The organism is Posidoniimonas polymericola, assembly GCF_007859935.1.
Lineage (GTDB): Bacteria > Planctomycetota > Planctomycetia > Pirellulales > Lacipirellulaceae > Posidoniimonas > Posidoniimonas polymericola.
This window is the reverse complement of the sequence record NZ_SJPO01000007.1, coordinates 1-25,214: the sequence shown is the minus strand read 5'-3', so window position 1 is coordinate 25,214 and position 25,214 is coordinate 1. Positions and strand designations below refer to the sequence as shown.

The 25,214-nt window shown below is 68.5% G+C and carries 26 protein-coding genes; 19 read left to right on the top strand and 7 right to left on the bottom strand.

The genetic code is table 11. The features are described 5' to 3' along the window. The first annotated feature begins 69 nt into the window (after positions 1-69). Complete coding sequence (locus tag Pla123a_RS14755) at positions 70-288, top strand: carbon storage regulator (RefSeq protein WP_146588276.1); 219 nt, start codon at positions 70-72, stop codon at positions 286-288. Between the two features lie 15 nt (positions 289-303). On the opposite strand, the gene Pla123a_RS14750 is transcribed toward Pla123a_RS14755, so the two are convergent. The 3 genes from Pla123a_RS14750 to Pla123a_RS14740 all read right to left on the bottom strand — a co-directional run bounded on the left by Pla123a_RS14750 (position 304) and on the right by Pla123a_RS14740 (position 2,828). After that, positions 304-1,254, bottom strand: coding sequence for a cell division protein FtsQ/DivIB (locus Pla123a_RS14750; RefSeq protein ID WP_146588274.1), 951 nt, complete (start codon positions 1,252-1,254; stop codon positions 304-306). A gap of 99 nt (positions 1,255-1,353) precedes the next feature. Then, positions 1,354-2,232: a UDP-N-acetylmuramate dehydrogenase gene (gene murB / locus Pla123a_RS14745; protein ID WP_146588272.1), complete on the bottom strand. Its 879-nt coding sequence runs from the start codon at positions 2,230-2,232 to the stop codon at positions 1,354-1,356. Between the two features lie 101 nt (positions 2,233-2,333). After that, on the bottom strand, positions 2,334-2,828 hold the full coding sequence (locus tag Pla123a_RS14740; RefSeq protein WP_146588270.1) for a tRNA (cytidine(34)-2'-O)-methyltransferase: 495 nt from the start codon (positions 2,826-2,828) through the stop codon (positions 2,334-2,336). A gap of 112 nt (positions 2,829-2,940) precedes the next feature. On the opposite strand from Pla123a_RS14740, the gene Pla123a_RS14735 reads away from it, so the two are divergent. The 7 genes from Pla123a_RS14735 (at position 2,941) to Pla123a_RS14705 (ending at position 9,551) form a co-directional block, all read left to right on the top strand. Beyond that, the gene (locus Pla123a_RS14735; RefSeq protein WP_146588268.1) at positions 2,941-3,984 is read left to right on the top strand and encodes a Gfo/Idh/MocA family protein; all 1,044 of its coding nucleotides are present in this window, start codon (positions 2,941-2,943) and stop codon (positions 3,982-3,984) included. A gap of 60 nt (positions 3,985-4,044) precedes the next feature. Beyond that, complete coding sequence (locus tag Pla123a_RS14730) at positions 4,045-5,061, top strand: lysophospholipid acyltransferase family protein (RefSeq protein ID WP_146588266.1); 1,017 nt, start codon at positions 4,045-4,047, stop codon at positions 5,059-5,061. Beyond that, a complete protein-coding gene (locus Pla123a_RS14725; RefSeq protein WP_146588264.1) occupies positions 5,054-5,395 on the top strand; it encodes a Rieske (2Fe-2S) protein in 342 nt (113 codons plus the stop codon). Before Pla123a_RS14730 ends, Pla123a_RS14725 begins: the two co-directional genes overlap by 8 nt. Positions 5,396-5,614: 219 nt before the next feature. After that, a complete protein-coding gene (locus Pla123a_RS14720) occupies positions 5,615-6,493 on the top strand; it encodes a GNAT family N-acetyltransferase (RefSeq protein WP_146588261.1) in 879 nt (292 codons plus the stop codon). A 252-nt stretch (positions 6,494-6,745) separates the two neighbouring features. Then, a complete protein-coding gene (glpX, locus tag Pla123a_RS14715; RefSeq protein WP_146588259.1) occupies positions 6,746-7,795 on the top strand; it encodes a class II fructose-bisphosphatase in 1,050 nt (349 codons plus the stop codon). Positions 7,796-8,349: 554 nt separating this feature from the next. Beyond that, positions 8,350-9,141, top strand: coding sequence for an FAD-binding domain-containing protein (locus Pla123a_RS14710; protein WP_146588257.1), 792 nt, complete (start codon positions 8,350-8,352; stop codon positions 9,139-9,141). Beyond that, on the top strand, positions 9,138-9,551 hold the full coding sequence (locus Pla123a_RS14705) for a deoxyribodipyrimidine photo-lyase (RefSeq protein WP_146588255.1): 414 nt from the start codon (positions 9,138-9,140) through the stop codon (positions 9,549-9,551). The genes Pla123a_RS14710 and Pla123a_RS14705 overlap by 4 nt, the downstream gene beginning before the upstream one ends. Here Pla123a_RS14705 and Pla123a_RS25305 read toward each other — a convergent pair. The 3 genes from Pla123a_RS25305 to Pla123a_RS14690 form a co-directional block, all read right to left on the bottom strand. Continuing rightward, entirely contained in the window at positions 9,548-9,697 is a 150-nt protein-coding gene (locus Pla123a_RS25305; RefSeq protein WP_146588253.1) for a DUF2256 domain-containing protein, read from the bottom strand. The genes Pla123a_RS14705 and Pla123a_RS25305 overlap by 4 nt on opposite strands. A 155-nt stretch (positions 9,698-9,852) precedes the next feature. Then, entirely contained in the window at positions 9,853-10,947 is a 1,095-nt protein-coding gene (locus Pla123a_RS14695) for an SAM-dependent methyltransferase (RefSeq protein WP_146588251.1), read from the bottom strand. Between the two features lie 250 nt (positions 10,948-11,197). Further along, on the bottom strand, positions 11,198-13,501 hold the full coding sequence (locus tag Pla123a_RS14690) for an ATP-dependent helicase (protein ID WP_146588249.1): 2,304 nt from the start codon (positions 13,499-13,501) through the stop codon (positions 11,198-11,200). Between the two features lie 332 nt (positions 13,502-13,833). Here Pla123a_RS14690 and Pla123a_RS14685 point away from each other — a divergent pair, with 332 nt between their 5' ends. The 11 genes from Pla123a_RS14685 (at position 13,834) to greA (ending at position 23,947) form a co-directional block, all read left to right on the top strand. Next, complete coding sequence (locus tag Pla123a_RS14685; RefSeq protein ID WP_146588247.1) at positions 13,834-14,121, top strand: DNA-directed RNA polymerase subunit alpha C-terminal domain-containing protein; 288 nt, start codon at positions 13,834-13,836, stop codon at positions 14,119-14,121. A 91-nt stretch (positions 14,122-14,212) separates the two neighbouring features. Next, positions 14,213-15,562 carry a DUF3592 domain-containing protein gene (locus Pla123a_RS14680; protein ID WP_146588245.1) on the top strand — a complete coding sequence of 450 codons (1,350 nt, stop codon included), beginning with the start codon at positions 14,213-14,215 and terminating at the stop codon, positions 15,560-15,562. Positions 15,563-15,571: 9 nt separating this feature from the next. Continuing rightward, positions 15,572-15,997 carry a hypothetical protein gene (locus Pla123a_RS14675; protein ID WP_146588243.1) on the top strand — a complete coding sequence of 142 codons (426 nt, stop codon included), beginning with the start codon at positions 15,572-15,574 and terminating at the stop codon, positions 15,995-15,997. Beyond that, entirely contained in the window at positions 15,994-16,599 is a 606-nt protein-coding gene (locus Pla123a_RS14670) for a hypothetical protein (RefSeq protein ID WP_146588241.1), read from the top strand. Before Pla123a_RS14675 ends, Pla123a_RS14670 begins: the two co-directional genes overlap by 4 nt. A gap of 317 nt (positions 16,600-16,916) precedes the next feature. Further along, positions 16,917-17,888, top strand: coding sequence for a hypothetical protein (locus Pla123a_RS14665; RefSeq protein WP_146588239.1), 972 nt, complete (start codon positions 16,917-16,919; stop codon positions 17,886-17,888). Positions 17,889-18,129: 241 nt separating this feature from the next. Further along, positions 18,130-19,548: a Mur ligase family protein gene (locus Pla123a_RS14660; protein ID WP_146588237.1), complete on the top strand. Its 1,419-nt coding sequence runs from the start codon at positions 18,130-18,132 to the stop codon at positions 19,546-19,548. Between the two features lie 268 nt (positions 19,549-19,816). Beyond that, the gene (locus Pla123a_RS14655) at positions 19,817-20,941 is read left to right on the top strand and encodes a UDP-N-acetylglucosamine--N-acetylmuramyl-(pentapeptide) pyrophosphoryl-undecaprenol N-acetylglucosamine transferase (protein WP_146588235.1); all 1,125 of its coding nucleotides are present in this window, start codon (positions 19,817-19,819) and stop codon (positions 20,939-20,941) included. A 168-nt stretch (positions 20,942-21,109) separates the two neighbouring features. Further along, positions 21,110-21,499: a response regulator transcription factor gene (locus Pla123a_RS14650; protein WP_146588233.1), complete on the top strand. Its 390-nt coding sequence runs from the start codon at positions 21,110-21,112 to the stop codon at positions 21,497-21,499. Between the two features lie 12 nt (positions 21,500-21,511). Next, the gene (locus Pla123a_RS14645; RefSeq protein WP_146588231.1) at positions 21,512-22,498 is read left to right on the top strand and encodes an endonuclease/exonuclease/phosphatase family protein; all 987 of its coding nucleotides are present in this window, start codon (positions 21,512-21,514) and stop codon (positions 22,496-22,498) included. Between the two features lie 95 nt (positions 22,499-22,593). After that, positions 22,594-23,304 (top strand): zinc ribbon domain-containing protein, encoded by a 711-nt coding sequence (locus Pla123a_RS14640; RefSeq protein ID WP_146588229.1) that lies wholly within the window; start codon positions 22,594-22,596, stop codon positions 23,302-23,304. A gap of 163 nt (positions 23,305-23,467) precedes the next feature. Then, positions 23,468-23,947, top strand: a complete 480-nt coding sequence (greA, locus tag Pla123a_RS14635) for a transcription elongation factor GreA (RefSeq protein ID WP_146588227.1) — start codon at positions 23,468-23,470, stop codon at positions 23,945-23,947. 43 nt (positions 23,948-23,990) lie between these two features. Here greA and Pla123a_RS14630 read toward each other — a convergent pair whose 3' ends face one another. Then, positions 23,991-24,866: a hypothetical protein gene (locus Pla123a_RS14630; protein ID WP_146588225.1), complete on the bottom strand. Its 876-nt coding sequence runs from the start codon at positions 24,864-24,866 to the stop codon at positions 23,991-23,993. Positions 24,867-25,214 lie beyond the last annotated feature (348 nt).

Sequence of the window (25,214 nt, the reverse complement as noted above, 5' to 3'; positions counted from 1 at the left end):
CCAGTCGATACGCTGTCGTCAACCGGCATGCATGGATTTAAGCCGGCCCCTCACAAGGATCCCTCCCCGGTGTTAGTCCTTTCCCGCAAAATTGGCGAGCGTCTGCTGATTGGCGACCAGGTTGTCGTGACCGTGGTCAAGGCCGGACCGGGCGGCGTGCGGCTCGGCATCGAGGCGCCGGCGAACATGCCGGTGGTCCGCGAAGAGCTGGCCGAGCAGATCGCGGCCGAGGAAGAGCTCCGCCGCCAAGACGCGGCTGCGCTCGATATCGATCCCGAAGCGGTTTAGCCCCGGCGGCGATTCCTACTTAACGACCTCGCTGTCCGGGTCGTCGGGCGCCTGGGCGGTACGCTTGCCGTCGTTTTTCTTCGCGATCCGTTTGGTCGTGTCGAAGCCGTGGCGGAGGTCGATGGTCTTAGGAGAGTAGTCCGAGTCGAGCCGCACCTGCTCGCGCTGGACAAACTGCTGCAGCGTGGTGAGCTTGGCATTGAAGGCTGGCTCGTCCGCGGGGACGCCGGGCGCGGCGCCCCAGTAGATCCGCGTGCCGCCGATGGTCAGCAGCTCGTACTGGTAGAACTGCTGGTCGCCGCGGATTTCGGGCATGCGGCTAGGTACCACGTCGGCCAGGCTGAGCCTGGTCCAGGCGGGCCCAAGGCTGCTAATGAGCGCGACGGCGCCGTTGACCTGCGGGTTGGCCCAGGCCTCGCCCTCGGGCGGCGCGTCTTGGATGTGGGTGATGCGGGGCAGCCGGCGGAGCTCGCCGTCGTGCAGCCCGGCGGACGGGAGGCGGACCGACTCGGCGTCGAGCGGCGTGAGGACGAGGCCGGCGTCCGTGGCGAGCTCGACCACCGCCAGCGGCTGACGCCACTGGAGGTCGACGCGGGCGCCGTTGGGCGCCTGCAGTTCGACACGGTTGACCTTGCGGACCCACGGCTCGCCGCGGAACGCCTGGGCGATACGGGCGATGCTCTGCTCGGGGTCGATGACCGAGAGCGGGCCCTGCATGGCGGCGCGGTCGATGGCAGTCGAGCGGATGTCGACCCGCACCCATGGTGGGGGCGGGGAGATCTGCACCGACTCGACAGAGATTTGATAGTGCGGGCTGTTGCGTAGCGGCCCCTGCGAGACCCGCCAGGCGGTCGAGCCGACCCAACCGAGACCCACCAGCACGGCTCCGCCGAGCAGCACGCGGCGGCGCGCAGCCACCGAGGTGACAATGGCGGAGATCAGGTTGCCGCTGTTAGGCTCCGCCACGGGGCGCCTCCCTGCATCAGGTGGCGCCGCTAGAAAACGGTGCGCTGCGACAGGCCTCCTGCCCGCCGCCGCCCTGACACAGGCGCCACGGGTGGGTGTCTACCAGATATCGAGCTCGGTTTCCAGCTCGACTCCGAGCCGCTCCGCCACCCGGCTGCGGACGGTGTCGATCAGCTTGAGGACATCGGTGCTAGTGGCGCCGGCGCCCGCGACGATGAAGTTGGCGTATTTCTCGCTAACCCGGGCGTCGCCGACGCTCGCGCCGCGGAGCCCGGCCTGGTCGATCAGCATGCCGGCGCTCATCCCGCGGGGGTTCTTGAAGATGCTGCCGGTCCGCTCGTCGACCATCGGCTGGCTCGCCTTTTTGATGATCCACTGCTTCTGGAGGCGTTTGGTGAGCTGCTCGGGGTTGTCTTCCTCGAGTTGGAACTCGGCGTCGATGATCACGAGCTCATCGAGGCTGCTCTTGCGGTACGCGAAGACCATCTCGTCGCGGGTCCGTGTGGCGATCTCGCCCGAGCGGGTCATCACCGTGGCCGAGCAGGTCCACTGGCCGATGTCGCCGCCGCGCGAGCCGGCGTTGCCGTGCAGCGCCCCGCCCACGACGCCGGGGATGCCGACCAGCGGGTCGAGCCCCGCCAGGCCTCGGCGGACCGACTCGCTGATGACCTCGGCCAGCACCGCCCCGCCGCCCGCCTTGATCGACGTGCCGGTGGCGGAGATCGCCGCAAACGCGGGTGCGGCGAGGCTGATCACCATGCCGCCGACCCCCTCGTCACGGATCAGGATATTCGACCCGCCGCCGAGCACCCGCACGGTGAGCCCCTCGCTGTGGCACCGCTTCACCAGCTCCTGCAGCTGTTCGACGCTCTGCGGCTCGGCGAAGAACTCGGCGGCCCCGCCGGTGCGGAACCAGGTCCGCTCGGCGATGGGAGCCTGGGGCGTGAGGATGTGTTGGAAGTCGGTAGCCAGTGACATAGCGGCAACGGGAATGGGGACCTGTAGCGAGACCAACCTATTGGAGGTGATTGTACCCTCTAGGGAAAGGCCGCTCGCCGGGAAAATAGCCGCGGGGTCCGCTAACCGGCCGACTCCCACTGCCGCAGCGCCTCGTACCCGGCAATGGCCACACAGTTCGACAGGTTCAGGCTTCGCACCTCGGACCGGGTCGGGAACGAGACGGCCCGGTCGCCCGCCGCGGTGCGGATCTCCTCCGGCAGCCCTTGGGATTCGCGGCCAAACAGCAGCACATCCCCCTCCTGGAATCGGGCGTCGGTGTAGTTCCGCTTGGCGAATTTGGTGAAGCACCAGAACCGCTCGAACGGCAGCCGCTCGGTCAGCGCCCGCCAGTCGTCAACAACCTCCCACGCCAGGTGCTGCCAGTAGTCGAGCCCCGCCCGGCGGAGGTTGTGGTGGTCCACCTGGAAACCGAGCGGGCGGACCAGCCACAGCTTGGCCCCCAGCGCGACGCACGTCCGGCCGACGCTGCCGGTGTTGTAGGGGATCTCGGGCTGGTACAGCACCACGTGCAGCCGGGGCTCGTAGGGGTCGGTCGCTGGAGTCGGATCGGGCATAGCAAGGGGAAAGTCGTTGTTGAGGCCGGCGGGTAGAACACAGCACGGGGCCCCTTTATACTAGCCGCTCGAGCCCCTGGAACTCATCCCCTGTTGGTACCCACCGCACGCTATGCCTATCGGATTCGGAATCATCGGTTGCGGCATGATCAGCCGCTTTCACGCCCGCGCCATCAACGAGGTGCGGGGCGCCAAGCTGGTTGGCTGTGTGGACCGCAATCCGGCGAACGCCGAGCGGCTAGCGGGCGAGTTCGGGATCACTGCCTACGCCGACCTCAAGCAGATGCTGGCCGACCCGTCCATCGACGCGGTGACGATCGGCACCCCGAGCGGCGCCCACCTCGATCCGACCGTGGCCGCCGCCAAAGCGGACAAGCACGTGATTGTCGAGAAGCCGCTGGAGGTCACCACGAAGCGGTGCGACAAGGCGATCGCCGCCTGCGAGGCCGCGGGTGTGAAGCTCGCCGCGATCTTCCCGTCGCGGTTCCACGGCTCGTCGGTCCAGATGAAGCGTGCAATCGACAAGGGCCGCTTTGGCCGCGTCACGCTCGGCGACGCCTACGTCAAGTGGTTCCGCACGCAGGAGTACTACGACAGCGGCGCATGGCGGGGCACCTGGAAGCTCGACGGCGGCGGCGCCCTGATGAACCAGGCGATCCACACGGTCGACCTGCTGCAGTGGCTGATGGGTCCCGTGGCCGAGATCCAGGCCCAAACCGCCACGCTGGCCCACGAGCGGATCGAGGTCGAGGACACCGCGGTCGCGACGCTCCGCTTCGCCAGCGGCGCGCTAGGCGTGATCGAGGCCACCACCGCCGCCTACCCCGGCTACCTCAAGCGGATTGAGCTGCACGGGTCGCACGGCACCGCGGTGCTCGAGGAGGAGGACCTCAAGACCTGGGACTTCGCGAAGCGTCTGAAGGCCGACGAAAAGATCCTGGCCGAGATGAAAAAATCCAAGAGCACCGGCGGCGGCGCCGCCGACCCGTCGGCCATTGGCCACCACGGCCACGCCCTGCAGATCCAAGACTTCGTCAAGGCGATCCAGCAGGACGGCACGCCGGCGGTTGACGGGCACGAGGGCCGCAAGAGCGTCGCGATTATCGAGGCCATTTACAAGTCGGCCAAAACCGGCAAGACCGTCAAGCTCGGCTAGCCGCCGCGGCAATCGCGAATCGCGCTTCCTGGCCAACGGCGTCTTTGTCACAATCGCGGAATGAACTCCCACGCCAGCCGCCCGCCCGTGACCAAGGCCGCCGCCGACTACGCGGCGTACGCCGTGCTGCGGGTGGTGATCGCGGTGATCCAGGCGCTGCCGCTGTCGGCGTGCGAGCAGGCCGCCGACATGCTCGGCAAGCTGGTCGGCGGCCTGCTCGGTTTCCGCCGCCGGCTGGTCGACGAGAACCTGACGCTCGCGCTGCCCGAAGCGACCCCGGCACAACGCCGCGTGGTCGCCCAGGCGATGTGGCGGCACCTGTTCCTGATGGTCGCCGAGATCGCCCACGCCCCCCGCGCCGTGCACCGCACCACCTGGCGGCGGCACTGCCGCGTAAGGCAGATGCGCGAAACTGTCGCCACGCTGTTGCAGGACCGGCCGAAGGTGGTCATCTCTGGCCACTACAGCAACTTCGAGTTCGGCGGGTTCATGCTCGGGCTGTTCGGCTTCCCCTCGCACACCGTCGCCCGCTCGCTTGACAATCCTTATGTCGACAGGTTCGTCAACGACTTCCGCGGCCGCACCGGCCAGCACATGCTCCCCAAGCACGGCAGCCGCGAGGCGATCGAGACGCTCCTCTCTAGCGGCGGCACGCTGACGCTGCTCGGCGACCAGGCCGCCGGCGACAAGGCGTGCTGGGTCAACTTTTTTGGCAAGCCGGCGTCGACCCACAAGGCCGTAGCGCTGTTCACATTAGGGTACGACGCGCCGACCCTCGTCACGGCGACCCGCCGCATCGGCGGCCCGCTGCAGTTCGAGATCGAGCTCGCCGACCAGGTCGACCCACTCGCCGAGGGCTTCCCCTACGGTTCGGTGCCGGCCCTGACCGAGTGGTACACCGGCCAGCTCGAGCGGATGATCCTCAAGGCCCCCGAGCAGTACTGGTGGGTCCACCGCCGCTGGAAGGGAACGCCGCCGCCCCGCGCCCTGAAACGCCTGAGCCAACAGGCCTCAACTCAAGGGCAGGCCGCCGCCACCGAGACAACCGCCCCCCAAGGGACCACCGCCGATGCCTGACGACCCGCAGACCGCAGGCCCCGGCTGGCACGACCTCGGCCCCGCCCACCAGCTCCCGCCCGGCGAGGTAATCGAGGCGGTCGCGGGCGACCGGATCGTGGCGGTCGCCAATGTCGACGGCGAGCTGTTGGCCCTGGACGGGATCTGCGCCCACCAGGGAGGCCCGCTCGGCAAGGGCCGGCTGGAGGCTTGCACGCTGACCTGCCCCTGGCACGGCTGGCAGTACGATGTCCGCACCGGCCGCCAGCAGCTCAGCCAGACCATCCGCCAGGCGTCCTTTGCGGTCCAGGTCCGTAGCGATAGGATATGGGTACGCCTCGATCCGCCGGCCTAAGGCGCCGACGCGAAGCCGCCCCGTCAAGGCTGCCCCGTCACGGCCCACGGCTGCCCCGTCACGGCTCACGGCTGCCCTGCCACGACTCACGGCTGCCCTGTCACGACTCAAGCACTCATACTCCGCGGCAGCGCGTTGTTCCAACTGCGCAGTTTTAGAAACTCGGACCCCCCCGCCATCGCGGAGGTATGGAATCGGCAGCCGCCCCAGCGGGGCTTGGTGCAGCCGGTCTCTTCGCCGTTGCTCGAGCAGCTGCTGTTCTCCAAGCAGACGTTCGACCCGGAGGGGATGATTGTCGCGTGCCGCAACGGCCGGCCGATCGGGTTCGCGCACGGCGGCTTCGGCCCCAGCGACGACGGCAGCAGCATCGACTACTCGATGGGCGCCACCCAGATGCTGATGACGCTGCCGACCATGCGCTCCCCGGAGCTGATCGCCGACCTCCTGGCGGCCTCCGAAGAGTACCTCCGGTCCCGCGGGGCCAAGGTGCTGTACGGCGGCGGCATGCGGCCGCTCGACGGCTTCTACCTCGGCCTGTACGGCGGCAGCGAGCTCTCCGGCGTGCTCGAGTCCGACCGCCTGATGACCGACGCCTTCCAGCAGTCCAGCTACGAGGTCGCCGCCCGCGCGCTGGTCCTGCACCACGAGCTCTCCCGCCACCGCCCCGCGGTCTCGCGCGAGCAGCGGCTGCTCAAACGCGAGACCCAGTTTCAGCAGAACTTCTCGCCGGCAGTCACCAACTGGTGGGACGCCAACCGGCTGGCCGACGCCGACCGCCAGGTGTTCCGCCTCACGCCACGGCGGACGCTCGACACGCTCGCCCGCGTCGAGTTCTGGGACATCGAGCCGCTGGCCACCCGCTGGGGGATCCGCACCGCCGGCCTGCGCGAGCTCCACGTCCCGGCCGAGCACCGCCGCCGCAAGCTCGCCTCGTTCCTGCTGAATGAATCGTTCAAGACCCTCCGCAAGCGCGGCGTCGCCCTGCTCGAGGCGCACGTCATGCAGGACAACGAGCCGGCGCTCAACCTTTACCGCGGCATGGACTTCACCCAGGTCGACACCGGCGTCGTGTTCCGCAAGCCGGGCGGCACGGCGTAGGCAACTCGCCCGAATCGCGTGGCTGCCGGCCGATCCGGGCCGAGGTGTCAAAGGGGAAAGGCGAATGCCGAAAGGGGAAGATTGCTGCCCCTGCGCGGCGTTCCCCTCTCCGGTTGCCTTTCCGCTTCTGTTCTCACCGACTCTGCATCCTCCCGCGGACCACGTTGCGGTGGCTACGGCCCCACGTGACGTATACTTCTGGTAGAGCCGCCCTCGGGAGCGTCTCCCTCTCTTCTGGCCCGCAGGTGTGCTATGCCCCGACACGACCCAGAACGCGCCATCGACCTCGACCTGGTCCGCTGCACCGAGAACGCGTCGCTCGCGGCCTGGAAGCACTTCGGCCGGGGCGACAAGAACACGGCCGACTACGCCGCCTCCGACGCCATCCGCGGCATGTTCGAGCTGATCGAGTGCCGCGGCCTGGTCCGCATCGGCGAGGGCCGCAAGGACGACGCGCCCGGCATCTTCACCGGCGAGCGGCTCGGCGCCTGGGGCGAGGACCACATCCCCGCCGCCATCGCGCTCGACCCGATCGACGGCACCACGCTCACCGCCAAGGGCCTGCCCGGCGCGATCTCGGTGATCGCGGCCTCGACCTGCACGCGGCCCGAGGACAACCCATCCGGCCTGTTCCCGGCGATCCCCTCGCACTACATGCAGAAGCTGGCGGTCGGACCCATTGTCGCCGAGTCCGACGTGCACGTCGACCTCGACGCGCCGCTGCGGGCCACGCTCAGCACGGTCGCCGGCCAGCTCCGCAAGCGGGTCCGCGACCTGGTCGTCGTGGTGCTCGACCGCCCCCGCCACGAGGCGATCATCACCGAACTCCGCGGGGTCGGCTGCGGCGTCCGCCTGATCCCCGACGGCGACGTCGCGGCCGCGATCGCGCCGAGCCTGCCCGACTCGGGCGTCGACGCGTACGTCGGCGTCGGCGGCAGCCCGGAGGCGGTGATCGCCGCGGCCGCCATCAAGTGCCTCGGCGGCCAGCAGCTCTGCCGCATGTGGCCCAAGTCCGACGACGAGCTCGCCACGCTCAAAGCCGAGCACCGCTGCACCCCCGACGACCTCGCCCGCGTGTGGGACGTCGAGTCGATGGCGCCGGGCGAGCACATCATCTTCGCGGCCACCGGCATCAGCGACTCGCCGATGCTGCCCGGCATCCGCTACCGCAACCACCACGCCGTTACGACGTCGATCCTGATGCGGGCCCGCAACCGCACCGTCCGCCGCGTCGAGGCCTACCACGACCTCGGCCGCAAGACGATCCGCGTCGGCAGCTCGGGCGACGAGGTGACGCTGTAGCCGAGCGCGGCTCGCGGAACAATTGTCCCTGCTGAGTTTTGTCCCCTGTAGCGACATCGATTGATAGGGACAAAAGTCGGGCGCTACCGCCGGCCGCAAGGGCCAGTTGAACCTGCTATAGCAGTGGCTGCGAGCTTTCCCTCCCGTTCTACGCTCCGACTTTTGTCCGATCTTGCACGCAGCGGGGACAAAAGTCTTTCGCGACCCCGCACCATCGCTGCATCAGGCGCCTCGAAGCAACCTCCGGCGGAAGCCGGGGTGTGAGGCGTCCCGCAACGCGCAACCGCACAAGCTGCCGGCTTCCACCGGTAGCTATGCGACGGAGACGCGCCTGGACCATGCTTGTTCGAGCACTCTCCACGCCCCAATTGGACCGCGCCGGGTGGCTCTTTTCGACAGCAAAATGGACCGCATGCCTGTTCAACTTGGCCCCCACGTGCACACGCCGCTCCCTGCCGCCGCAGCGAGAAACTGCCGGCGGGTCGCCGAATGCCATCGCGTGCCTATGATTGGGAACTACAGCGAATTGGGCAGCAGCAAGAGCAGCACGCGATATGCGACGCGATTTCGAAAACCGAGAGCAGCTCATCGACTACGTCCGCACGGAGTTTCCGGAGGCAGCGGCGGTTTCGGACTTCGTGTCCGACATCCGCGGTGGCCTGGCAGCCGCCGAGCAGCAGTTCGACGCCGTCGACCCGGTCGCCTACGGGCGGACGCGGAACTCGCTCGATGGGGCGGTCACCGGGTTGTCGCCCTACCTCCGCCACGGCGTGCTGGGGCTCGCCGAGACGATCAGCCGCGTGAAGCAGCAGGTCGATTCGCCCCAGTCGGCCTACAAGCTGCTCCAGGAGCTCGCCTGGCGTGACTACTGGCGAAGGGTGCTTGATGAGATTGGCGACGACGTGTGGGAGGACCAGGAGCCGTACAAGACCGGCTTCGACGCCGACTACTACCAGGACTCCCTGCCCGATGACTTCGTGAACGCCGAGACCGGCAACGACTTCGTCGACGGCGTCGTCCGCGAGCTGCACGAGACCGGCTACCTGCACAACCAGCTGCGGATGAAGATCGCCGCTTACCTGGTCCACTGGCGGCGCGTCCGCTGGCAGGCGGGCGCCGCCTGGATGCTGTCGCACCTGCTCGACGGCGACCTCGCCTCGAACAACCTGTCGTGGCAGTGGGTCGCCAGCACCTTCGCGGCCAAGCCGTACATCTTCAACCAGGAAAACCTGCAGCACGTCACCTGCGGCCGGTTCACTGGCGCCGACGCCGACGGCGCCTCGCCGTTCGCCGACAGCTACGACGAACTCAACGCCCGGCTGTTCCCAGGAGCCACCCCGCAATGAGCAACGCGATCACTTGGGTCCACGACGAGATGCTGAGCCCCGCGTGGCAGTCGCCCGAAACGCCGTCCGTGTTTATCTTCGACGAGCAGTGGATTGAAACAGAGCAGATCTCGCTCAAACGGATCGTGTTTATGTACGAGTGTTTGCTCGAGATGCCCGGCGTCGAGATCCGCAAGGGGAACGTCGTCGCCGAGGTCACGAGATTCGCCCAGGAGCACCACGCCACCCGCATCGTCACCGCCCGCAGCCCCCTGCCCCGCCTCAAACGCCAGGGCGCCCAGCTAGCAACGCAGCTAACAGTCGACTGGATCGACCCCGAGCCAATCGTGACCCTGCCCGAGGGCGTCGACCTCAAACGCTTCAGCCGCTACTGGCGCCGCGCCGAGAAGCAAGTGCTGCGAAACGACTAGCGCCGCTCTGCCTTCGCCGCGTTGCGGCACCGCTCGCTGCAGTACCGTACCTGCTCCCAGCACCGCTGCCACTTCTTCCGCCAAGCGAAGTCCCTGCCGCAGTGGGCGCAGGATTTGGTTGGAAGGTTCGGTTTGGCGTGGGGCATTCTAGTTTGCCTCAGTTCACTGCAGGACGGCTGCCGGGGGCGCTCCGCGGTAGCGGAAGCCCCCGGCTGTGTGCGAGCGACGGCTAGTACGTCTCGGGGGCTGCCCTGACGGGAGCGCCCCCGGCACCCTTATAAAGAATGAGCCGGCCGGAAAACTACCGCCGCAGCCGCCGCTGACCGCGGCTCCGCAGCGCGGCCAAACACAACTCGCGGCGGTTGAAGGCCAGTTGCCGGAGCCGCACGTCCTTGTAGCCCCAGCCCTTCACGCGTTTGACGATCGCGTCGAGCGCGGCGGGTTCGGCCAGCGACCAGTCGGGCAGCTTGAGCGTGAGGATCATGCCACGGATCGAGACCTCCCGGTGCGAGACGATCGGCTCGACCGCGTCGAGCGTGTACTGCGGGGCGGCGTTCACGTCGCACGCCAGCCAGCGGGCCGGTTCGAACTCCTTGCGGCGGACGTCGCCGGCCCGCATCTTCAGGTGCATGAAGTCGGGGTGCTCGTCGAGCAGCGGGTCGACATCGGCCGGGTCGACGCCGATCACGCCCATGCCGCGCTCGAGCAGCGCCTGGCTGGCGCCGCCGGGGGCGCAGCCGATCTCGACCCAGACGTCGCCGGCGTGGGTCGGCAGGGCGGCCCAGCGGAGGGCCTCCTCGATCTTGAGGTACGCTCGGCTGACGGCGTCCTCGGGGAGTTTGAGGTTCGGCACGCCGCCGGGCCAGCGGTCGACGCGGGACTTCATCAGGTGGGCGCCCAGCCACCACTCGTTCGGCGCCACCAGCGCGACGTCGAGCACGGCGCCCTCGGACGGCGGGGTCTGTGGGTTGTGCAGGGCGCCCTCGGGCGCGGCCGCGCAGAGGGCCGCGCGGACCATCGCGCTCAGCTCGTCACGGCCCGGCTCGAAGCCGTCGGCGCCGGGCACGACCTCGTCCCGCCGCCAGACGTGCACGGCTAGCGGCGCGTGCTCGGCGACCAGCTGCTGGACCTGCTCGGACGCCCACACCTGACCGACCAGCTCGTCGAGCTGGTCGGTGCCGGTCGCCTTGCCGAGCGACAGCCCGCGGGTGCGGGCGAAGGTCATGCGCGGAATCTCCTCGCTGGCGAGCGAGACCGGCCCGGGCGCCTTGAACGTGACGAAGCCGGGGCGGCTGAACGACAGCCGCCATTCGGGCGCGCGGAACTCGACCTCTTGCTTGAGGGCGTTCTGGGCGCCTGCCTGGCAGGCGGCGAAGAGGTACTGGCTGGTTAGCATCGGGGGTGTCTTCGTGGTTGAGCCCCAACGGGGCGCGCTTTCACAGCCCAGGGCGTAGCCCTGGGTAGGGGTTGGATTGTTTTTTCGAAGCCCGGAAGGGGCGCGCTACGTAGCGCTGCCCGTTGGGCCATTGCTGTAGGCTAGGTTGGGTATTGGTTGGGGACGGATTGACGGGGCGACAGTTTCACCCTCCCCTAGCCCCTCCCTGCGAGGGAGGGGAATTCTATGGGCCCTCGGTCTCTCGGCGGCATCAGCCTTTGTTCCCCACCGGCTCGAGCGGGCTGTGGGCGAGGACGATGCGTCGCTCGCCGGCGAGCGCGAACTCGACGGTCGCCGCGCGGCGTTTGCCGGCGCCGCTGAGCGACTTGATCTTACCAAGCCCGTACTCGGGGTGCCGCACGGTCATGTCGAGCGAGAAGTCGTCGGGCGAGAACCGGGTGTGCGGTTGGGGGGGGTGCGACGGCTTGGGGGCGGCCTCGCCACTCAGCTCCGCGGCGGTGGTGATCGCCGCGGAGATCGACGGCTTCGACTCCTCTGGCTCGGCCGCGTTGGGGTCGGTCCAGACCTCTTCCTCGGGGGGCAGCTCGAACTGCTCCCACGGGTCGATCTCGAACGTCTGGCCGCCGTGGTCGGTGTCCATCTCGGCAGTCGGCATCTCCATCAAGAAGCTGCTGGGGACGGCCATGCGGCGCTGGCCGCGGAAGTCGCGGCGGCGGACCAGGCTGAGCTGGAGCTGCTGTTCGGCGCGGGTGATGCCGACGAACGCCAGCCGGCGTTCCTCCTCCAGCTGCTGGGTGTCCATCGAGCTGCGTTCGTGCGGCAGGATGCCGTCCTCGACCGCCACGAGGTAGACCACCGGGAACTCGAGGCCCTTAGCGGCGTGCAGCGTCATCAGCGTGACCTTGTCGGAGTCGTCCTCCCAGTTGTCGGTCTCGTTGACCAACCAGGTCCGCTCGAGGTACTCCTCGAGCCCGGCCCCGCCCTCGAACTCGCCCTCGGATTCTTCGTCGAACTGCCGCGCGTCGGTCAGCAGCTCCTCGATATTGGCCAGCCGGCTGGCGTCCTCCTCGTCGTCGCTGTCGACGAGCCGCTGGCGGTAGCCCGACTCGGTGATCACGCTGCCGATGACTTCCTCGACCGGGCCGGCGGCGCGGCTCGCGAGCTTCTCAACCAGCGCAACGAACTGCGAGAGCTTCGTGGCCGAGCGTTTAGCCAGCCCCTCGATCAGCCCGGCCTCGCGGGCCGCATCGAGCAGGGGCGTGCCGTAGCGGTAGGCGTGGTCGTTCAGCGCGTCGAGGGTTTTCTTGCCGATGCCGCGGGTCGGCGAGTTGACCGTCCTCACAAACGCGACGTCGTCCTTCGGGTTGTTGATCAGCTGGCAGTAGGCCAGCACGTCCTTGATCTCTTTGCGTTGGTAGAACTCCTGGCCGCGGACCATCTGGAACGGCACGCGGTGGGCCCGCAGCGCGCGCTCGACCGAGCGGGAGAGCGCGTTGATGCGGTAGAAGACAGCGAAGTCGCTCGCCTTGCGTTCGCCGGAGTCGATGGCGGCGCGGATCTGCTGGGCGATGGCCGACGCCTCGGCGTCCTGGTCGGCGTAGGTCACCAGGCGGATCGGGGCGCCCTCGTCGTTCTCGGTGAACAGGGCCTTCTTCTTGCGGCGCTGGTTGTGGCCGATCAGCATGTCGGCGGCGCGGAGGATCGCCTTGGTGCTGCGGTAGTTCTGCTCCAGGCGGATCACCTTGGCCTGGCCGTAGTCCTTCTCGAAGTCGAGGATGTTGTTGAGGTCGGCGCCACGCCAGCCGTAGATCGACTGGTCCGGATCGCCGGTGGCGGCCAGGTTGGGGTAGTCGAGCGACAACGCCCGGAGGATGACGTACTGGGCCCGGTTGGTGTCCTGGTACTCGTCGACCAGCACGTAGCGGAAGCGGCTGTCGAGCTCGGCGCGGACCTCGGGGTTGTCCTTCAGCAGCTTCGCGACGTGCAGCAGCAGGTCGTCGAAGTCGACCGCGCTGGAGGCGAGCAGCCGCTCTTGGTACGCCGGGTACGCCCGCGCCACCACGCTCGACAGCGGGCTGCTGCTGCGGGGCTGGTACTCGTCGGCGGTGATGAGCTTGTTCTTGGCGGAGCTGATGCCGGCCGCGATGCGGTCGGCGGTGTAGTGCATGGTCGGGATCTTCTCGGCCTCGATGACCCGCTTGAGCGTCTGCCGCGAGTCGGAGGTGTCGTAGATCGTGAAGTTCTGGCCGAGGCCGACCAGGTCGGCCCGCTCACGGAGCAGGCGGGCGCCGAAGCGGTGGAACGTGCTGACCCACACCCGCTCGCCGGGGGCGAGCTGTTCGACGCGGCGGCGCATCTCCTGGGCGGCCTTGTTGGTGAAGGTCAGCGCCAGGATCTGCGAGGCGTGCACGCCCTGCTTGAGCAGGTGGGCGATGCGGTGCGTGACGACCCGCGTCTTGCCACTGCCCGGTCCGGCGAGGATCAGCAGCGGGCCGTCGACGTGCAGCACCGCCTCGCGCTGGGCGGCGTTGAGTTTTTGAAGGAGCGGGTCCACGGCGTGGGCAGCGTTGGCGGTCGGTGGGCGGGAGGGGCGAACCCACCATTCTACCGCGGCGACCCCGCGGTGGGACGGGCCCGCCGGCCGCGGCAAGTGCTAGCACGTGGCGATAAGTCGCCCGATTTTTTGCCGTAATCCTTACATTTTCTGGACTTGATTCGCTATACTCCCCCGCATCGGCGCAACGGATCGCCCGACGCCAGACGCACGCCATCGAGGCCAAGACGGTCTTGCATGAGTCTGGAGGGCGGCCCTTTGCAGGACCCGATTGCATCAACGACGGTCCTGATGACAGGACCGTCTGCACACATTGGGAGGGACCCCGAACGATGGCTACTCGCATCCCGCTGGACCGCGCTCAGGCGCAGTCGGAAGAGCTTAAGGACCGCCTGGAGATGAGCACGGCCGAGATCGGCCTGGCTGTCCGCACGACGAACTGCCTGGAAGAGAAGGGCGTTTTCACCGTGCACGACCTGCTGCACTGCACGCAGGAAGACCTGCTGAGCATCTCGAACTTCGGCGAGAAGACGCTTGAAGAGGTCTACAAGGCACTAGAGAATGTAGGCTTCTACCGCCCCGGCCGCGCCACGCTGCCGTCGCAGCGTAAGGCCAAGTAGCCCCGCCCGACGCGGCAGGGCTCGTCGGACTGTGGCGGGTCGCCCCCACTGACGCCGCCCTCTGACTCCGCCCTCCGCCAGGGCCGCGCCGATGCGTTCTCGATTCCGCCTGTGGCTGAAAAAGCGTGGTGCGCGGCGGAGCGGCTCGCCGCGCACCGCGCTCGCCGCCGAGCTGCTGTACCACGTCGTGTTTGTCGGCGTCGGCGCGGTGGCCCTGTGGCTGCACGTGCAGAACGTGCTGATCCCGCACTGGGTGCTGCGGAGCGAGCTGGCCGAGTACCAGCCAAGCGTTTGCCGCGTGGTCCAGAAAAAGTGCCAGCCCCAGCAGGGGCCGACCGGCCTGGAGCACCAGCCCGAGTGCCAGGTGCAGCTGCGGCAGGAGGGCCCCCTCCAGCCGACGAGCTGGCTCCCGCCGGTTTGGGCGATGGCCGACGAGCCCTCGCCCAACCGGGCGGACGCCGAGCAGAGCCTCGAGCGGTTTGAGGTCGGCGCAGAGCACCCCTGCTGGTTCGACCCCGACAACCCGCAGACGGTCACCCTGACGCAGCACCGACGGTGGTGGATCTGGCTGGTGACGCTGATCCCGTTCTCGCTGATGGTGCTCGGCGTGGTCGGCATGGTGCGTTCGTTGATGTCGGCGGGCGTCTCGCCCGAGAGGCGGCAGTCGGTCGCGCAGCGGGCCGGCCGCTGGGAGGCGGCCTTCGGCTCATCGGGCAGCCCGGTCGGCACCGGCCTGCCCGACACCTCGCAGGTGACCGACAGCCCCGGCGTGCGGCAGCGGTACCGGCTGCCCTCGCTCGGCGACCCCGGCTGGCGGATCGCCACGCTGGCCACGATCTGCGTCGCCTGGAACCTGCTGGTGGTGTTCTTCATGACCGGGCTCGGCATCGAGTTCTGGATGGGCCGCCCGCAGTGGGCGTTGTCGCTGGCCATCGCGCCGCTGGCGATCGGCGGCGTCTACATGGTCGCCCTGCTGTACCACGAGGCCCGCTCCTCCACCGGCATCGGGCTGACCAGCGTGGAGGTCAGCGACCACCCCTTCTACCCGGGCGGGCGGTACCGCGGGCTGATGATGCAAACCGGCCAGTTCAAGTTCCGGGCGTTGAGCGTCGCGTTGATCTGCGAAGAGATCGCCACCTTCTGCGAGGGGACCGACACCCGCACCAGCGTCGAGGAGGTGTTCCGGCAGGTGGTGCTGCAGGAGCCGCGGTCGGAGGTGAGCACCAGCAAGCCGCTGGAGCGGGAGTTCGGCTTCGAGATCCCCGTGGGGGCGATGCACTCGTTCAAGGCCCCGCACAACGAGGTGCGTTGGTCGCTCGAGGTGCGGGTCACGCCGCTGCGGTGGCCGCCGTTCCGCCGCAGCTACCTGGTGTGCGTGTACCCGGCCCGCCAGGAGGCCGCCGCCGCGGCGGAGCCCCCGTTGACAACAGCAGACCGATAGGCGCCGCAAGTGACCCAGCTAAGCAGCAACCCGACCGCTCCGCTCGAGCCCGACGTGGTGATCCGGTTTGCCGACTCGCGCCGGGAGCTCGACGCCGGCGAGACCCTGTCGGCGTCGGTCTCGGTGCTGAACGCCGATCAGCTGGAGTGCCGCAGCGCCGAGGTGTCGGTCGTTTGGCGGACGGTCGGCAAGGGGGACGAGGACCTCGAGGTCCACTTTTTTGAGCGGCTGCTGGGCGACGCCGCCGCCTTCGCGGAGCCGTACCTCATCGAGGCGACCCTGCCCGACAGCCCACTCTCGTACGACGGCGTGAGCGTCAAGATCTGCTGGAGCGTGAGGCTGCGTCTGAGCCTCGGCGGCTACCGCACCCACGTCACTGAGGCGCCGTTCCGCTTGGGGGCGGTCGGCGCGCCGCAAGCGAAGGCGCCGGCGTGACGCGGCCCGACCCAATCCCGACCGCGGCGAGCAACCCGTTCGCCACCTGCTGGACCCGGCCCGGCGCCCTGCCCTTCCTTCCCACCGACCAGGCGAGCGTCGACCACTGCCTGGCGGTCCTGCGAGGGAACGGGATGCGCGGCAAGATTGTCGGCCCGCACGGAGCCGGCAAGAGCACGCTGCTGAGGGCGTTGCAGGCTTCGCTGGAGGAGGCCGGCGTGCCGACGGCGTGGCTGCGTGGCGGGCGGGACGCGGCCCCTGCGACCGCCGCCCAGTTCCGCGGCCGGGTATGCCTGATCGACAGCTTCGAGGAGCTCGGCCGCTGGCGCCGGCGGCAGTGGCGCCGCCACCCGTGGGGCGTGGTGGTCACGACCCACGGCCGCGACCGCCTGCCGGCCCTGGCCGAGCTGCGCCCGACGCTGGCCGACATCGAGCGGTGCTTTGGGCTGCTGACCCAGGACCGCAGCACGCCGGTCACCCGAACGGACCTGCGTAACGCGTTCGCTCGGCACGAGGGGAACGTGCGGGAGGTGTGGTTCGACCTCTACGACCGGCACGAGCAGCGGCAGAGAAATCTGAACCCTTCGGCGGCCGGTGCGTAGCAGAGGATGGCAAGGAATGTCGCGTGCTGGCTCGCCCCGCTTTCAGGGGTCGGGCGAACGCGTAACCCCGCTCTGGACGGTGGTTAATGCTCTGCAGGCATGGCGGAGCGATGAGGAATCTTTACCTGCGCGGCAGGTCCCAGCGTAAACTGGGTTTCGCCGCGTGCTCCTTGGCCCTCGAGTTGTCGGTAACCGTTACATCCGGCCCAAACCGTGCAGAACAAATCTGCTTCCAAATGTTCAAGCCGGGGCAGTAATCGGTTGCCCAAGGGGTGGTTTGGGGGTTACATCAATATATGAGAAAGACTGCCTTCACCATGCTACGAGCTCGAACCATGCTTTCCAGCGCCGCCACGATCCGCCGCCTCGCCGCCTTGTGCGTCGCCATTGTCGTAGCCGCTTCTGCCGGCGTCGCCTCGGCCCAGTGCTCGACCTGCGCACAACCAGCGATGAGCTACGCCCCCGCGGCCCAGACCGCGTACATACCCGTGGCACAAACCGCCTACATGCCCGCGGCCCAGCCGGCGTACTCGCCGGTCTACCAAACCACGACCACTCCTGGCTGGTACCCCGGGATGTACCTGCGTCGGTTGTTCGGCATGGGCGACCCGGCCGTCAGCACCACGTACGCCACCGCCGCCTACCAACCGACCTATCCCCCCAGCTACAACGTTGGCTACGCGCCCGCCTCGTACAATGTTGGTTACGCCCCCACGGCGTACAACGCAGGCTACGCACCGGCCAGCTACAGCGTTGGTTACGCACCCACGAGCTACACGGCCGGCTACCGCGCGGTGACGCTCTCGCCGGTCAGCCCTTGCTGCGACACCGGCTGCTCGGCGTGCAGCAGCTGCGGCGGGGCGGTCCAGGCCGGCTACGAGTCGAGCTGCCCGAACTGCGCCGGCGGCGCGAGTCAGGCGATCTACACCGAGTCGCCGTCGAACTACGGCGGCCAAGACTACGGCCAGTCGTACGGCAACGAGCCGACCCCCGCACCGGCGATCGATCCGAACGCCGCGGTGCGCGAGCAGCGTCAGAAGCCGCCCGCCGAGGCCAATCCGAATGAGGACAGCGTCCTTGAGGGTGACGAGGCGACCTACTTCCGCGCGCCCGAGCTGTACGCCCCGAATGGCAACGACCGCGTGACCCGGGCGCCTTCGGCCCCCGTGTGGAACGCCGTCTACAAGCAGGACAACCGGGTCCAGCAGGTTTCGGCCGCGGTCCAGCGTCCGGCCCCCGCACCGCGTCACATCAAGTCCGACGCCAGCATCTGGTCGTCAACGAAGTAACGACCACTCCGTGCGGACAAGCGTCCACCAAGCCCGCCCCGGCAGCCCGCCGGGGCGGGCTTTTTTTGTCGCCGGACTGCGGCGCCAGCGACTCGCAAGTGCTTGCCAAACTACGACTTGAGAGATTGTTTCGCGATCACGAAGAACTTCCCTTGACGCCAGTAGGGGATTCGCGGAACATCCACGCACCCCAAGGACGGGGTCATCAATTCAGCCACTCACGCAGGCAAGGAGGCCGCGCGTGCAGACCAGTCTTAGACAACCGGCCGGCGTATGCCTGCTCGAAACCCTGGCGGATGCCCGGGTGTTCGGCGATCGGGGCATTTACGCTGAGAGCTGCACCACCGACGCCACCGACACGCGTCCCGGCGACGTCTACTTCGCCGTAGACAGCTTCGTCGAGGACGTCGCGGCGGCCGCCAAGCTGGCGGTGGAGAGCGGCGCCAAGGCGATCGTCACCGATCAGTACCTGCCGATCTTCGACGTGCCGCAGTTCGTCGTCTCGGACGCCCGCGTCGCTTACGGCGAGTTCTGCCAACAGCTGGTGGGCGACCCCAGCCGCTCGCTGACGCTGGCGGGCGTTGCCGGGGCCCACGGCAAGTCAACCGTATCGCGGCTGCTCACGAGCATCCTCAAGCACGCCGGCACACGCTGCGGCTGCCTGGTCGACAACCTCGAGTTCAACGGCTCGGTCGCCAACGAGAACCACCACCCGGCGCCCGGCGCCGCCCGCCTGGCCCGCTGGCTTGGCGACTGCGACGCCGACGGCTGCCAGGCCGCCGTGCTCGAGCTCTCGCCCCGCTCGCTGCGTCAGCACAGCCACGCCGGCGTCCGGCTCGGCCTCCTCTGCCTGACCAATCAAAACTTCGATCGCTCCAGCGGCCGCTCCCCCGAGGACGAGCGGCAGCTCGCCGCGCGGCTCGTCGCTGACCTGCCGCCGTTCGCGACGCTGGTCACCAACGTCAACGACCCCCACTGCGTCAAGCTGGCCGCCGAGCGCGACGGGCTGACCATGACGTACGGCCTCGACAAGCCGGCGGACGTGCAGGGCACGATCATCGAATCCAGCGCCGGCGGTCAGGTGCTGATGGTCACCATCGGCTGCACGACCACGGCGGTCAGCCTGCCGATCGGCGGCGAAGCGTTCGCGCTCGACTACCTGGCCGCAATCGCCTCGGCCCACGCTCTGGGCTTGGCGCTTGACAAGGCCGCGACCGGAGCCGAAGCGGCGCCGCACCCGCCGGGGATCATGCAGCCCACGACGTGCGGCCAGTCGTTCACTGTCCAACTAGACCGCGGCGCCACGCCCGAGCGGGTCCGGGCCGCGCTCAACGCCGCCCGCCGGACCACGACCGGACGGGTCATCGTGGTGCTGCCGGAGAACCCGCCCGCGGCGGTGTGCACGGTGGCGACCTCGCTGGGCGACATGGTCATCCTGCCCCGCGACGGCGAGCCTTCGGGCGAGCCGTGCCAAACGAAACAAGTCGAAGACCGCTTCAGCGCAATCGCGTTGGCGCTCGGCCTGGCCGATCCCGGCGACACCGTGGTATTGGCGGGTGTGCCCAAGCCGCCCGCCTGCCGCCGCGCCGAGGAGGGGCTGGTCAAGCAACTCCTGGAGCTGCGAATCGCCAACACCCGGGAGCCGGTCACCATGCCATAACGCGGCCACACGCCGCAACACAAACCATGCTGTAGCTTCATCGTCGGCCGGCGCCAGATTGCGGGGTCTAGCGTCGCCACCCTCCCCTGGGTTGGAGCTTGCTGCCACAAGGGACCGCGGTAACTGGGTCAACCGCTCCTTGTGGTGCTTCACGATGAAGCTTACGCGCTGAGCGCCGGGGCGGCTTGCCGCCCCGGCGACTCAGCGGATACACCCCCCTTGGGCCGGGCGTTCGCCCGGCCCTTTTCCTTTGTCCTTGCCTGCCGCCATGATCCGAAGCCCGCACCTGGTCCTTGCCGGCGGTGGTTGCCTGGGAAACCTGTACCCGGGCCTCGCCGTCGCGAAGCAGCTCTCGCAGCTCTGCCCCAAGCTAGAGCTCTCGTTTGTCGGCAGCGGCGAGCCGAGCGAGCGTCACGAGGCGCTCACGGTCTGCCACAACTACCTGTCGGTGCCGGCCCAGCCGATGCCGCGGAGCCCGCTCGAGGGGATCCGCTACCTGACGGACAACGCGGCGGGCTACTGGGCCTCCCGCTGGCTGCTCGGCGAGAAAAACGCCTCCCTGCTGCTGGCGCTCGGCGGGCCAGTTTCGGCCGTGATGGCGCGGGCCGCCCACAGCCGCCGGACGCCGTTCGTGCTGCTCGAGGCCAACGCCCGCCCGTCGCGCACGGCCCGCGCGCTCGGCGGCTTCGCCGAGGCGGTCTGCCTGTCGCACCCCGAGTCGCAGACCGGCATGCCGGTCGAGACGCCGCTGGTCGTGACCGGCACGCCGACCCGCGCTGACTTCGACGGCGTCCCGCGTCTGGTCGCCGAACACGCCGGCCAGAAACAGCTGCTCGTCATGGCCGGGGCGAACGGCAAACGGGCCGAGAACCTCAACCGCGGAGTGGTCGCGGCCCTCACGCAGGTCCCGCAGCAACTCGAGGGCTGGCGGATCGTCCACCAGGCCGGCCAAGGCCAGCTGCAGAAGGTCGAGCAGGCGTACCAGGCCTCGGGCCTCGACGCACTGGTTGTGACGCAGCTCGACGAGATCGCTACGGCGTTTGCCGCAAGCGACCTGGCGATCTGCCGGGCCGGGGCGTCGACCCTGGCAGAGCTGGCCGCGGCCGGGCTGCCTTCGATTTTGGTGCCAGACCCCGCGGCCCCCGAGAACCAGCAGGCGGCCAACGCGGCGAATCACGTCGCGGCCGGCTGTGCGGTGTCGGCGATGGAGAATGCCAGCGAGCCGCTAGAAATTGGCCTGTCACGTCAACTCACCGAGCTCCTGACAAACGACCTCCGGCGGGCCCAGATGACCAAGGCCAGCGAGGCGATTTCCCGGCCCGACGCCGCCCTGCGGATCGCTGAAATCTGCGCCGGGCTGCTCGGCCTGGGCTCGGTCCGGGCGGCGGCCTAGCCCAGCGGATCGCGGAAATCCGCTCGCAAAGGGTGCAGGCGCCTTTGAAAACGGCCCCCCACCCGATATATCTAAAGGCTTATCCCCGCATTGATTTAGGGGCCCTGCGAGGACCTGCCGGCGGCGCCGGCGGCCGCGTGGTTCCTGTGACGCCTACGATGGAAAGCAATGGCCAATAAATCCGCCACCGACGGCGAAGCCAAACGCGTGCTGCTGGTTGACGACGACGCCGAGATTATTGAGTCGCTGCGGCTCGCCCTCGAGTCAAACGGCTACGAGGTCCTCGTCGCGCGAGACGGCAACCAGGGCCTGGCCCTGACCGAGCGTGAGAACCCGTCCCTGGTGATTCTGGACATGATGATGCCGAAGCGGAGCGGCTTCCTGGTGCTGGAGAAGCTCCGCCGCACACGCGAAGACCCGCCGCGGGTGATCATGATCACGGCCAATGAGGGGAGCCGCCACAAGGCCTACGCCGAGATGCTTGGCGTCGACGACTACCTCCGCAAGCCGTTCCCGATGGACCGGCTGATCGAGAGCGTCAAGCGGCTGCTGGGTTAGCCGAGCCGCGGTATGCCGGACGACCTCCCCCCGCTGCCCGAACCAGACCGCCCCCCCTTCCGACTGCTCCCGTGGCTCGCCAAGTGGCTGGTGTTGCTGCTGTCCTGTGCAACGGTGGCGGCGTCGGTGTTTGCGTTCTGCGACCAGCACCACTGGTCGGCACGCATGGTGACGCCGTTCCGCCCGCAGCTGATGCTGCTCGGCCTGGGGCTGGCCGCCGCGGCGTGGTGGTTGCGTAGCGGCTGGCCGACCCGATTCGTCGCGTTGGCGGCCGTTGCTGTTAACCTGTGGGTGATCTGGCCGTGGCTGACGCCCCACAGCGGCGCCCGCCCCGACGCCACATTCACGCTGCTCTCGTGGAACACCTGGCGCGATCACCCGGACCCCCTCGCGGCGATCGCGGCGGTGCGCGACAGCGGCGTTGATGTGGCGTTGCTCTGCGAGCTGCCGGACGAACTGCGGGAGCAGCAGCGACTCGACATCCCTGGCTACCAGACGCGGGTGCACGACGAGTACGCGGTCGCGGTCCGCAACGGAGGCCCGGTAGAACTGCTCACCTCTGGGCTGCCACGACCGCCAAACTGCCTGGCGGCGGTGGTGCGGTTCCAGCAGCAAGAGATCCGCCTGCTCTGCTCCCACGACACGCGGCCTACCTCGAGCTTTGGCTGCCACTGCCAGGACTACCGCACACAAGTAGTCAAGCAGTGGCTCGAGGCCAGCCCGCTGCCCGCCGTGCTGGTCGGCGACTGCAACCAAACGCCGTGGTGCCCGCGGCTGAGCGAGTTCGTCGCCCAGACCGGCCTGCGAGACACCTCCCTGCAACGCGGCCTGACCTACACCTACCCGGGCGATGTGCCGATCGTCGGCCGCCTGATCGGCATCCCGATCGACCAGTGCCTGCTGACGACCGACCTGGCGTGCGAGTCGACCTGGGTCGGCGACGCCGCCGGATCCAACCACCGCCCCCTGCGGGCCACGATTGGATTTGCCCCACCGTAGCGTCGGCGATTGGCAACCCGAGCCCCAGAGCCTAAAACTACTACTTGAGGCCGGCTCGGTTGCCGGCCACTCCTCCTTCCGAAATTGGCTTCTCGATGTCGACAACCACGGTGCCCGCCGAAACGCTCCAGGAGCTGCACCGGCTGCTGGAGCAGCTTGCCGACCTGAGCGGCCGGCTCGAGCGCGGCCCCAAGCAGATCCAGGCGCACAAGGCGAGCGTCGCGAAGCTCGAGGCCGCCGCCGCCGCCGCCCACGAGCTGGTCAAGCAGACCCGCATGGCGGCCGACGCCAAGCAGCTCGACCTGCGGAGCTGCGAGGACCGGATCGGCAACTGGAAAGTCAAGCTCAACGAGTGCTCCAGCAACAAGGAGTACCACGCCCTGACCGAGCAGATCGCCGCCGCCGAGATGGCCAACAGCGTCATGGAGGACGAGATCCTCGAGGCCCTCGGCCGGGTCGACACCCTGGTCGAGGCCGCCGGCCAGGCCGACGCCAACCTCGAGCAGGGCAAGCAGGAGCTGGCCCGCGTCACCAAGCACGTCGAAGACTCGGCCGACTCGATCCGCGCGGAGATCACCCGGATCGAGGGCGAACGCGTTGCGGCCGAAAAAAAGCTGCCGGGCGACTTCCGCGCCGAGTACAGCCGGGTTATCAAGTCCAAGGGCGCCAGCGGCATGTCGGCGGTTGAGAACAAGACCTGCACCGGCTGCGGGAATCAGGTCACCCTCAACATGCAGAACACGCTGGCCATGTCCCGCCCGGCCTTCTGCCAGTCGTGCGGGGCGGTGCTCTACCTGGCGGATTAGACCCCCATTCTGCCGCCGCCGGCCCCACGAACCCCGCCCGATCGGCCTTTACAGCGGCCCGGGCAGCCCCCAAAATAGATTCCACCAGCGGGGCCTTCTGACGGAGAAGGCCCTGCTTCTTTTTTGAACCGTCCGATTGCGACCCGACCGAGTGAGCTGTGCTATGAGCGACGCCGTTCCCATGACCCGCGCCGGCTACGAGAAGATCCGCGCCGAGCTGGAACAGATGGAAGACGTGCAGATGCCGGAGATCACCAAGCGGATCGCCGAGGCCCGCGCCGAGGGCGACCTCAAGGAGAACGCCGAGTACCACGGCGCCCGCGAGTCGCAGGGCATGCTGCAGGCCAAGATCAACTCGCTTAAGACCAAGCTCGCCAAGGCGTCGATCGTCGATATGTCGCGGCTCCCCAAGGACGAGGTCGTCTTCGGCTGCACCGTGAAGGTCAAGGATCTCGACTTCGGCGACACCGAGGAGTTCACCATGGTCGGCGCCGGCGAGGAGGACATCGACGAGGGACGCATCAACGTCACCAGCCCGCTGGCCCAGGGCCTGATCGGCAAGAAGGTCGGCGAGGTGGCCGAGATCGAAGTGCCGGCGGGCGTCAACAAGTTCGAGGTCCTCGAGATCCGCTTTGACGACTGATTCCGACAAACACTGATCCTCGCGTAACAAGAGCCGCGGGGCGTCAGCCCCCGGAGCAACGACCCGCTCGGCACGCCGCCGGCTTCGGTTCGGCTCCCCCGGCTAACGCCGGAGGCTCAGGGCAGATCAACGTTTTTGGGTCGCCCGCGTTTTGTCCGAATATCCGCAGCGAGGGGACAAAACTCCGACCGCTGGAGCCTTCGCTCGGTTCGTTCTTGCCTTCTCCCCGAGGCTCGACGGTCGGCTCTATGGTGGTCCCGGCCGAACCACCTGCTGCGGGTTTTGTCCGACGCACAGGCGCCGCCGCTCGCTGGGACTCGACCTTCTCCTGACCGTCCAACTGCCTGTTGGCCGACGCGGCGAGCTGGCTGGCCATTTCGCTGAGCGCCGCGGCGACCGGCGAAGGCCGCTTCTTCGTGAGGGCGGGAGGCGGCGTGGCGGCGCTGACCGGCTCCCCCGGCTCAGGCCGGGGGCTCGTGGGAGGCAACGTTCGGTTGTGGGGAGTCGGTTTAACTGCCGGCGGCCGGGCGGAAGCGATTTGTTGGATCTCTTGCTCGAGGTTCCACGGCTGGGGCGGCTTGGTCGGTTTGGCATCGGCCCGTTGCTGCGTGAGCTTAGCCCGATCGCGCCGCGCCCGCCGCTCGCGCTCTTCCTGGCGATCCTGTCGGTCGACCAGCCACGCCGCGGCCCGCCAGTGGGTCGCCGCCGCGTTGCGCACCGCCTGCAGCGGCCCCAGCCGCGCCGCCACCCGGGCGCGCCGCACCCGCTCGTCAAAGTCCTCATCGCGCCGCTGCTCCCGCCGGATCGTCTTCTCGCAGCAGCCGACATACGCGGCCGCCTCACCGACGGTCATCCCCGCCGTGAGCAACGCACAAACCTCCCGCTGCTTCCCCTCATCCAGCACCCGTGGCCGACCCATGCTCGCTCCCTGTGGTTGGGGTTTCAATGGCGAATGTACCGATGCGTACACACTGCATCTGCATTTTCGCCGACCGGGTGGCTCATTTCCGCCGAAAACCACGCAGAATTTAGCACGGGATTAAAACGGGGACAGGCCCAATACTGTTCGGCACGCGATTTGCGCACGCCAATTCGTCACTGCGAGGCGATCTAGTCGAGGTTGGAGTAAAACGGGGACAGGTCCAGTTACGCAGCTACGGGTGGGGCTCTTAAGCATTGCGTTTATGCAAACTGGACCTGTCCCAATACTGTTCGGCACGCGATTTGCGCACGCCAATTCGTCACTGCGAGGCGATCTAGTCGAGGT

What these genes read in the sequence shown, in the direction of transcription:
- murB (WP_146588272.1), bottom strand. Translation starts at nt 2,232, where the DNA reads ATGTCACTGGCTACCGACTTCCAACACATCCTCACGCCCCAGGCTCCC.
- Pla123a_RS14740 (WP_146588270.1), bottom strand. Translation starts at nt 2,828, where the DNA reads ATGCCCGATCCGACTCCAGCGACCGACCCCTACGAGCCCCGGCTGCAC.
- Pla123a_RS14735 (WP_146588268.1), top strand. Translation starts at nt 2,941, where the DNA reads ATGCCTATCGGATTCGGAATCATCGGTTGCGGCATGATCAGCCGCTTT.
- Pla123a_RS14730 (WP_146588266.1), top strand. Translation starts at nt 4,045, where the DNA reads ATGAACTCCCACGCCAGCCGCCCGCCCGTGACCAAGGCCGCCGCCGAC.
- Pla123a_RS14725 (WP_146588264.1), top strand. Translation starts at nt 5,054, where the DNA reads ATGCCTGACGACCCGCAGACCGCAGGCCCCGGCTGGCACGACCTCGGC.
- glpX (WP_146588259.1), top strand. Translation starts at nt 6,746, where the DNA reads ATGCCCCGACACGACCCAGAACGCGCCATCGACCTCGACCTGGTCCGC.
- Pla123a_RS14710 (WP_146588257.1), top strand. Translation starts at nt 8,350, where the DNA reads ATGCGACGCGATTTCGAAAACCGAGAGCAGCTCATCGACTACGTCCGC.
- Pla123a_RS14705 (WP_146588255.1), top strand. Translation starts at nt 9,138, where the DNA reads ATGAGCAACGCGATCACTTGGGTCCACGACGAGATGCTGAGCCCCGCG.
- Pla123a_RS25305 (WP_146588253.1), bottom strand. Translation starts at nt 9,697, where the DNA reads ATGCCCCACGCCAAACCGAACCTTCCAACCAAATCCTGCGCCCACTGC.
- Pla123a_RS14695 (WP_146588251.1), bottom strand. Translation starts at nt 10,947, where the DNA reads ATGCTAACCAGCCAGTACCTCTTCGCCGCCTGCCAGGCAGGCGCCCAG.
- Pla123a_RS14685 (WP_146588247.1), top strand. Translation starts at nt 13,834, where the DNA reads ATGGCTACTCGCATCCCGCTGGACCGCGCTCAGGCGCAGTCGGAAGAG.
- Pla123a_RS14680 (WP_146588245.1), top strand. Translation starts at nt 14,213, where the DNA reads ATGCGTTCTCGATTCCGCCTGTGGCTGAAAAAGCGTGGTGCGCGGCGG.
- Pla123a_RS14665 (WP_146588239.1), top strand. Translation starts at nt 16,917, where the DNA reads ATGCTACGAGCTCGAACCATGCTTTCCAGCGCCGCCACGATCCGCCGC.
- Pla123a_RS14655 (WP_146588235.1), top strand. Translation starts at nt 19,817, where the DNA reads ATGATCCGAAGCCCGCACCTGGTCCTTGCCGGCGGTGGTTGCCTGGGA.
- Pla123a_RS14650 (WP_146588233.1), top strand. Translation starts at nt 21,110, where the DNA reads ATGGCCAATAAATCCGCCACCGACGGCGAAGCCAAACGCGTGCTGCTG.
- Pla123a_RS14645 (WP_146588231.1), top strand. Translation starts at nt 21,512, where the DNA reads ATGCCGGACGACCTCCCCCCGCTGCCCGAACCAGACCGCCCCCCCTTC.
- Pla123a_RS14640 (WP_146588229.1), top strand. Translation starts at nt 22,594, where the DNA reads ATGTCGACAACCACGGTGCCCGCCGAAACGCTCCAGGAGCTGCACCGG.
- greA (WP_146588227.1), top strand. Translation starts at nt 23,468, where the DNA reads ATGAGCGACGCCGTTCCCATGACCCGCGCCGGCTACGAGAAGATCCGC.
- Pla123a_RS14630 (WP_146588225.1), bottom strand. Translation starts at nt 24,866, where the DNA reads ATGGGTCGGCCACGGGTGCTGGATGAGGGGAAGCAGCGGGAGGTTTGT.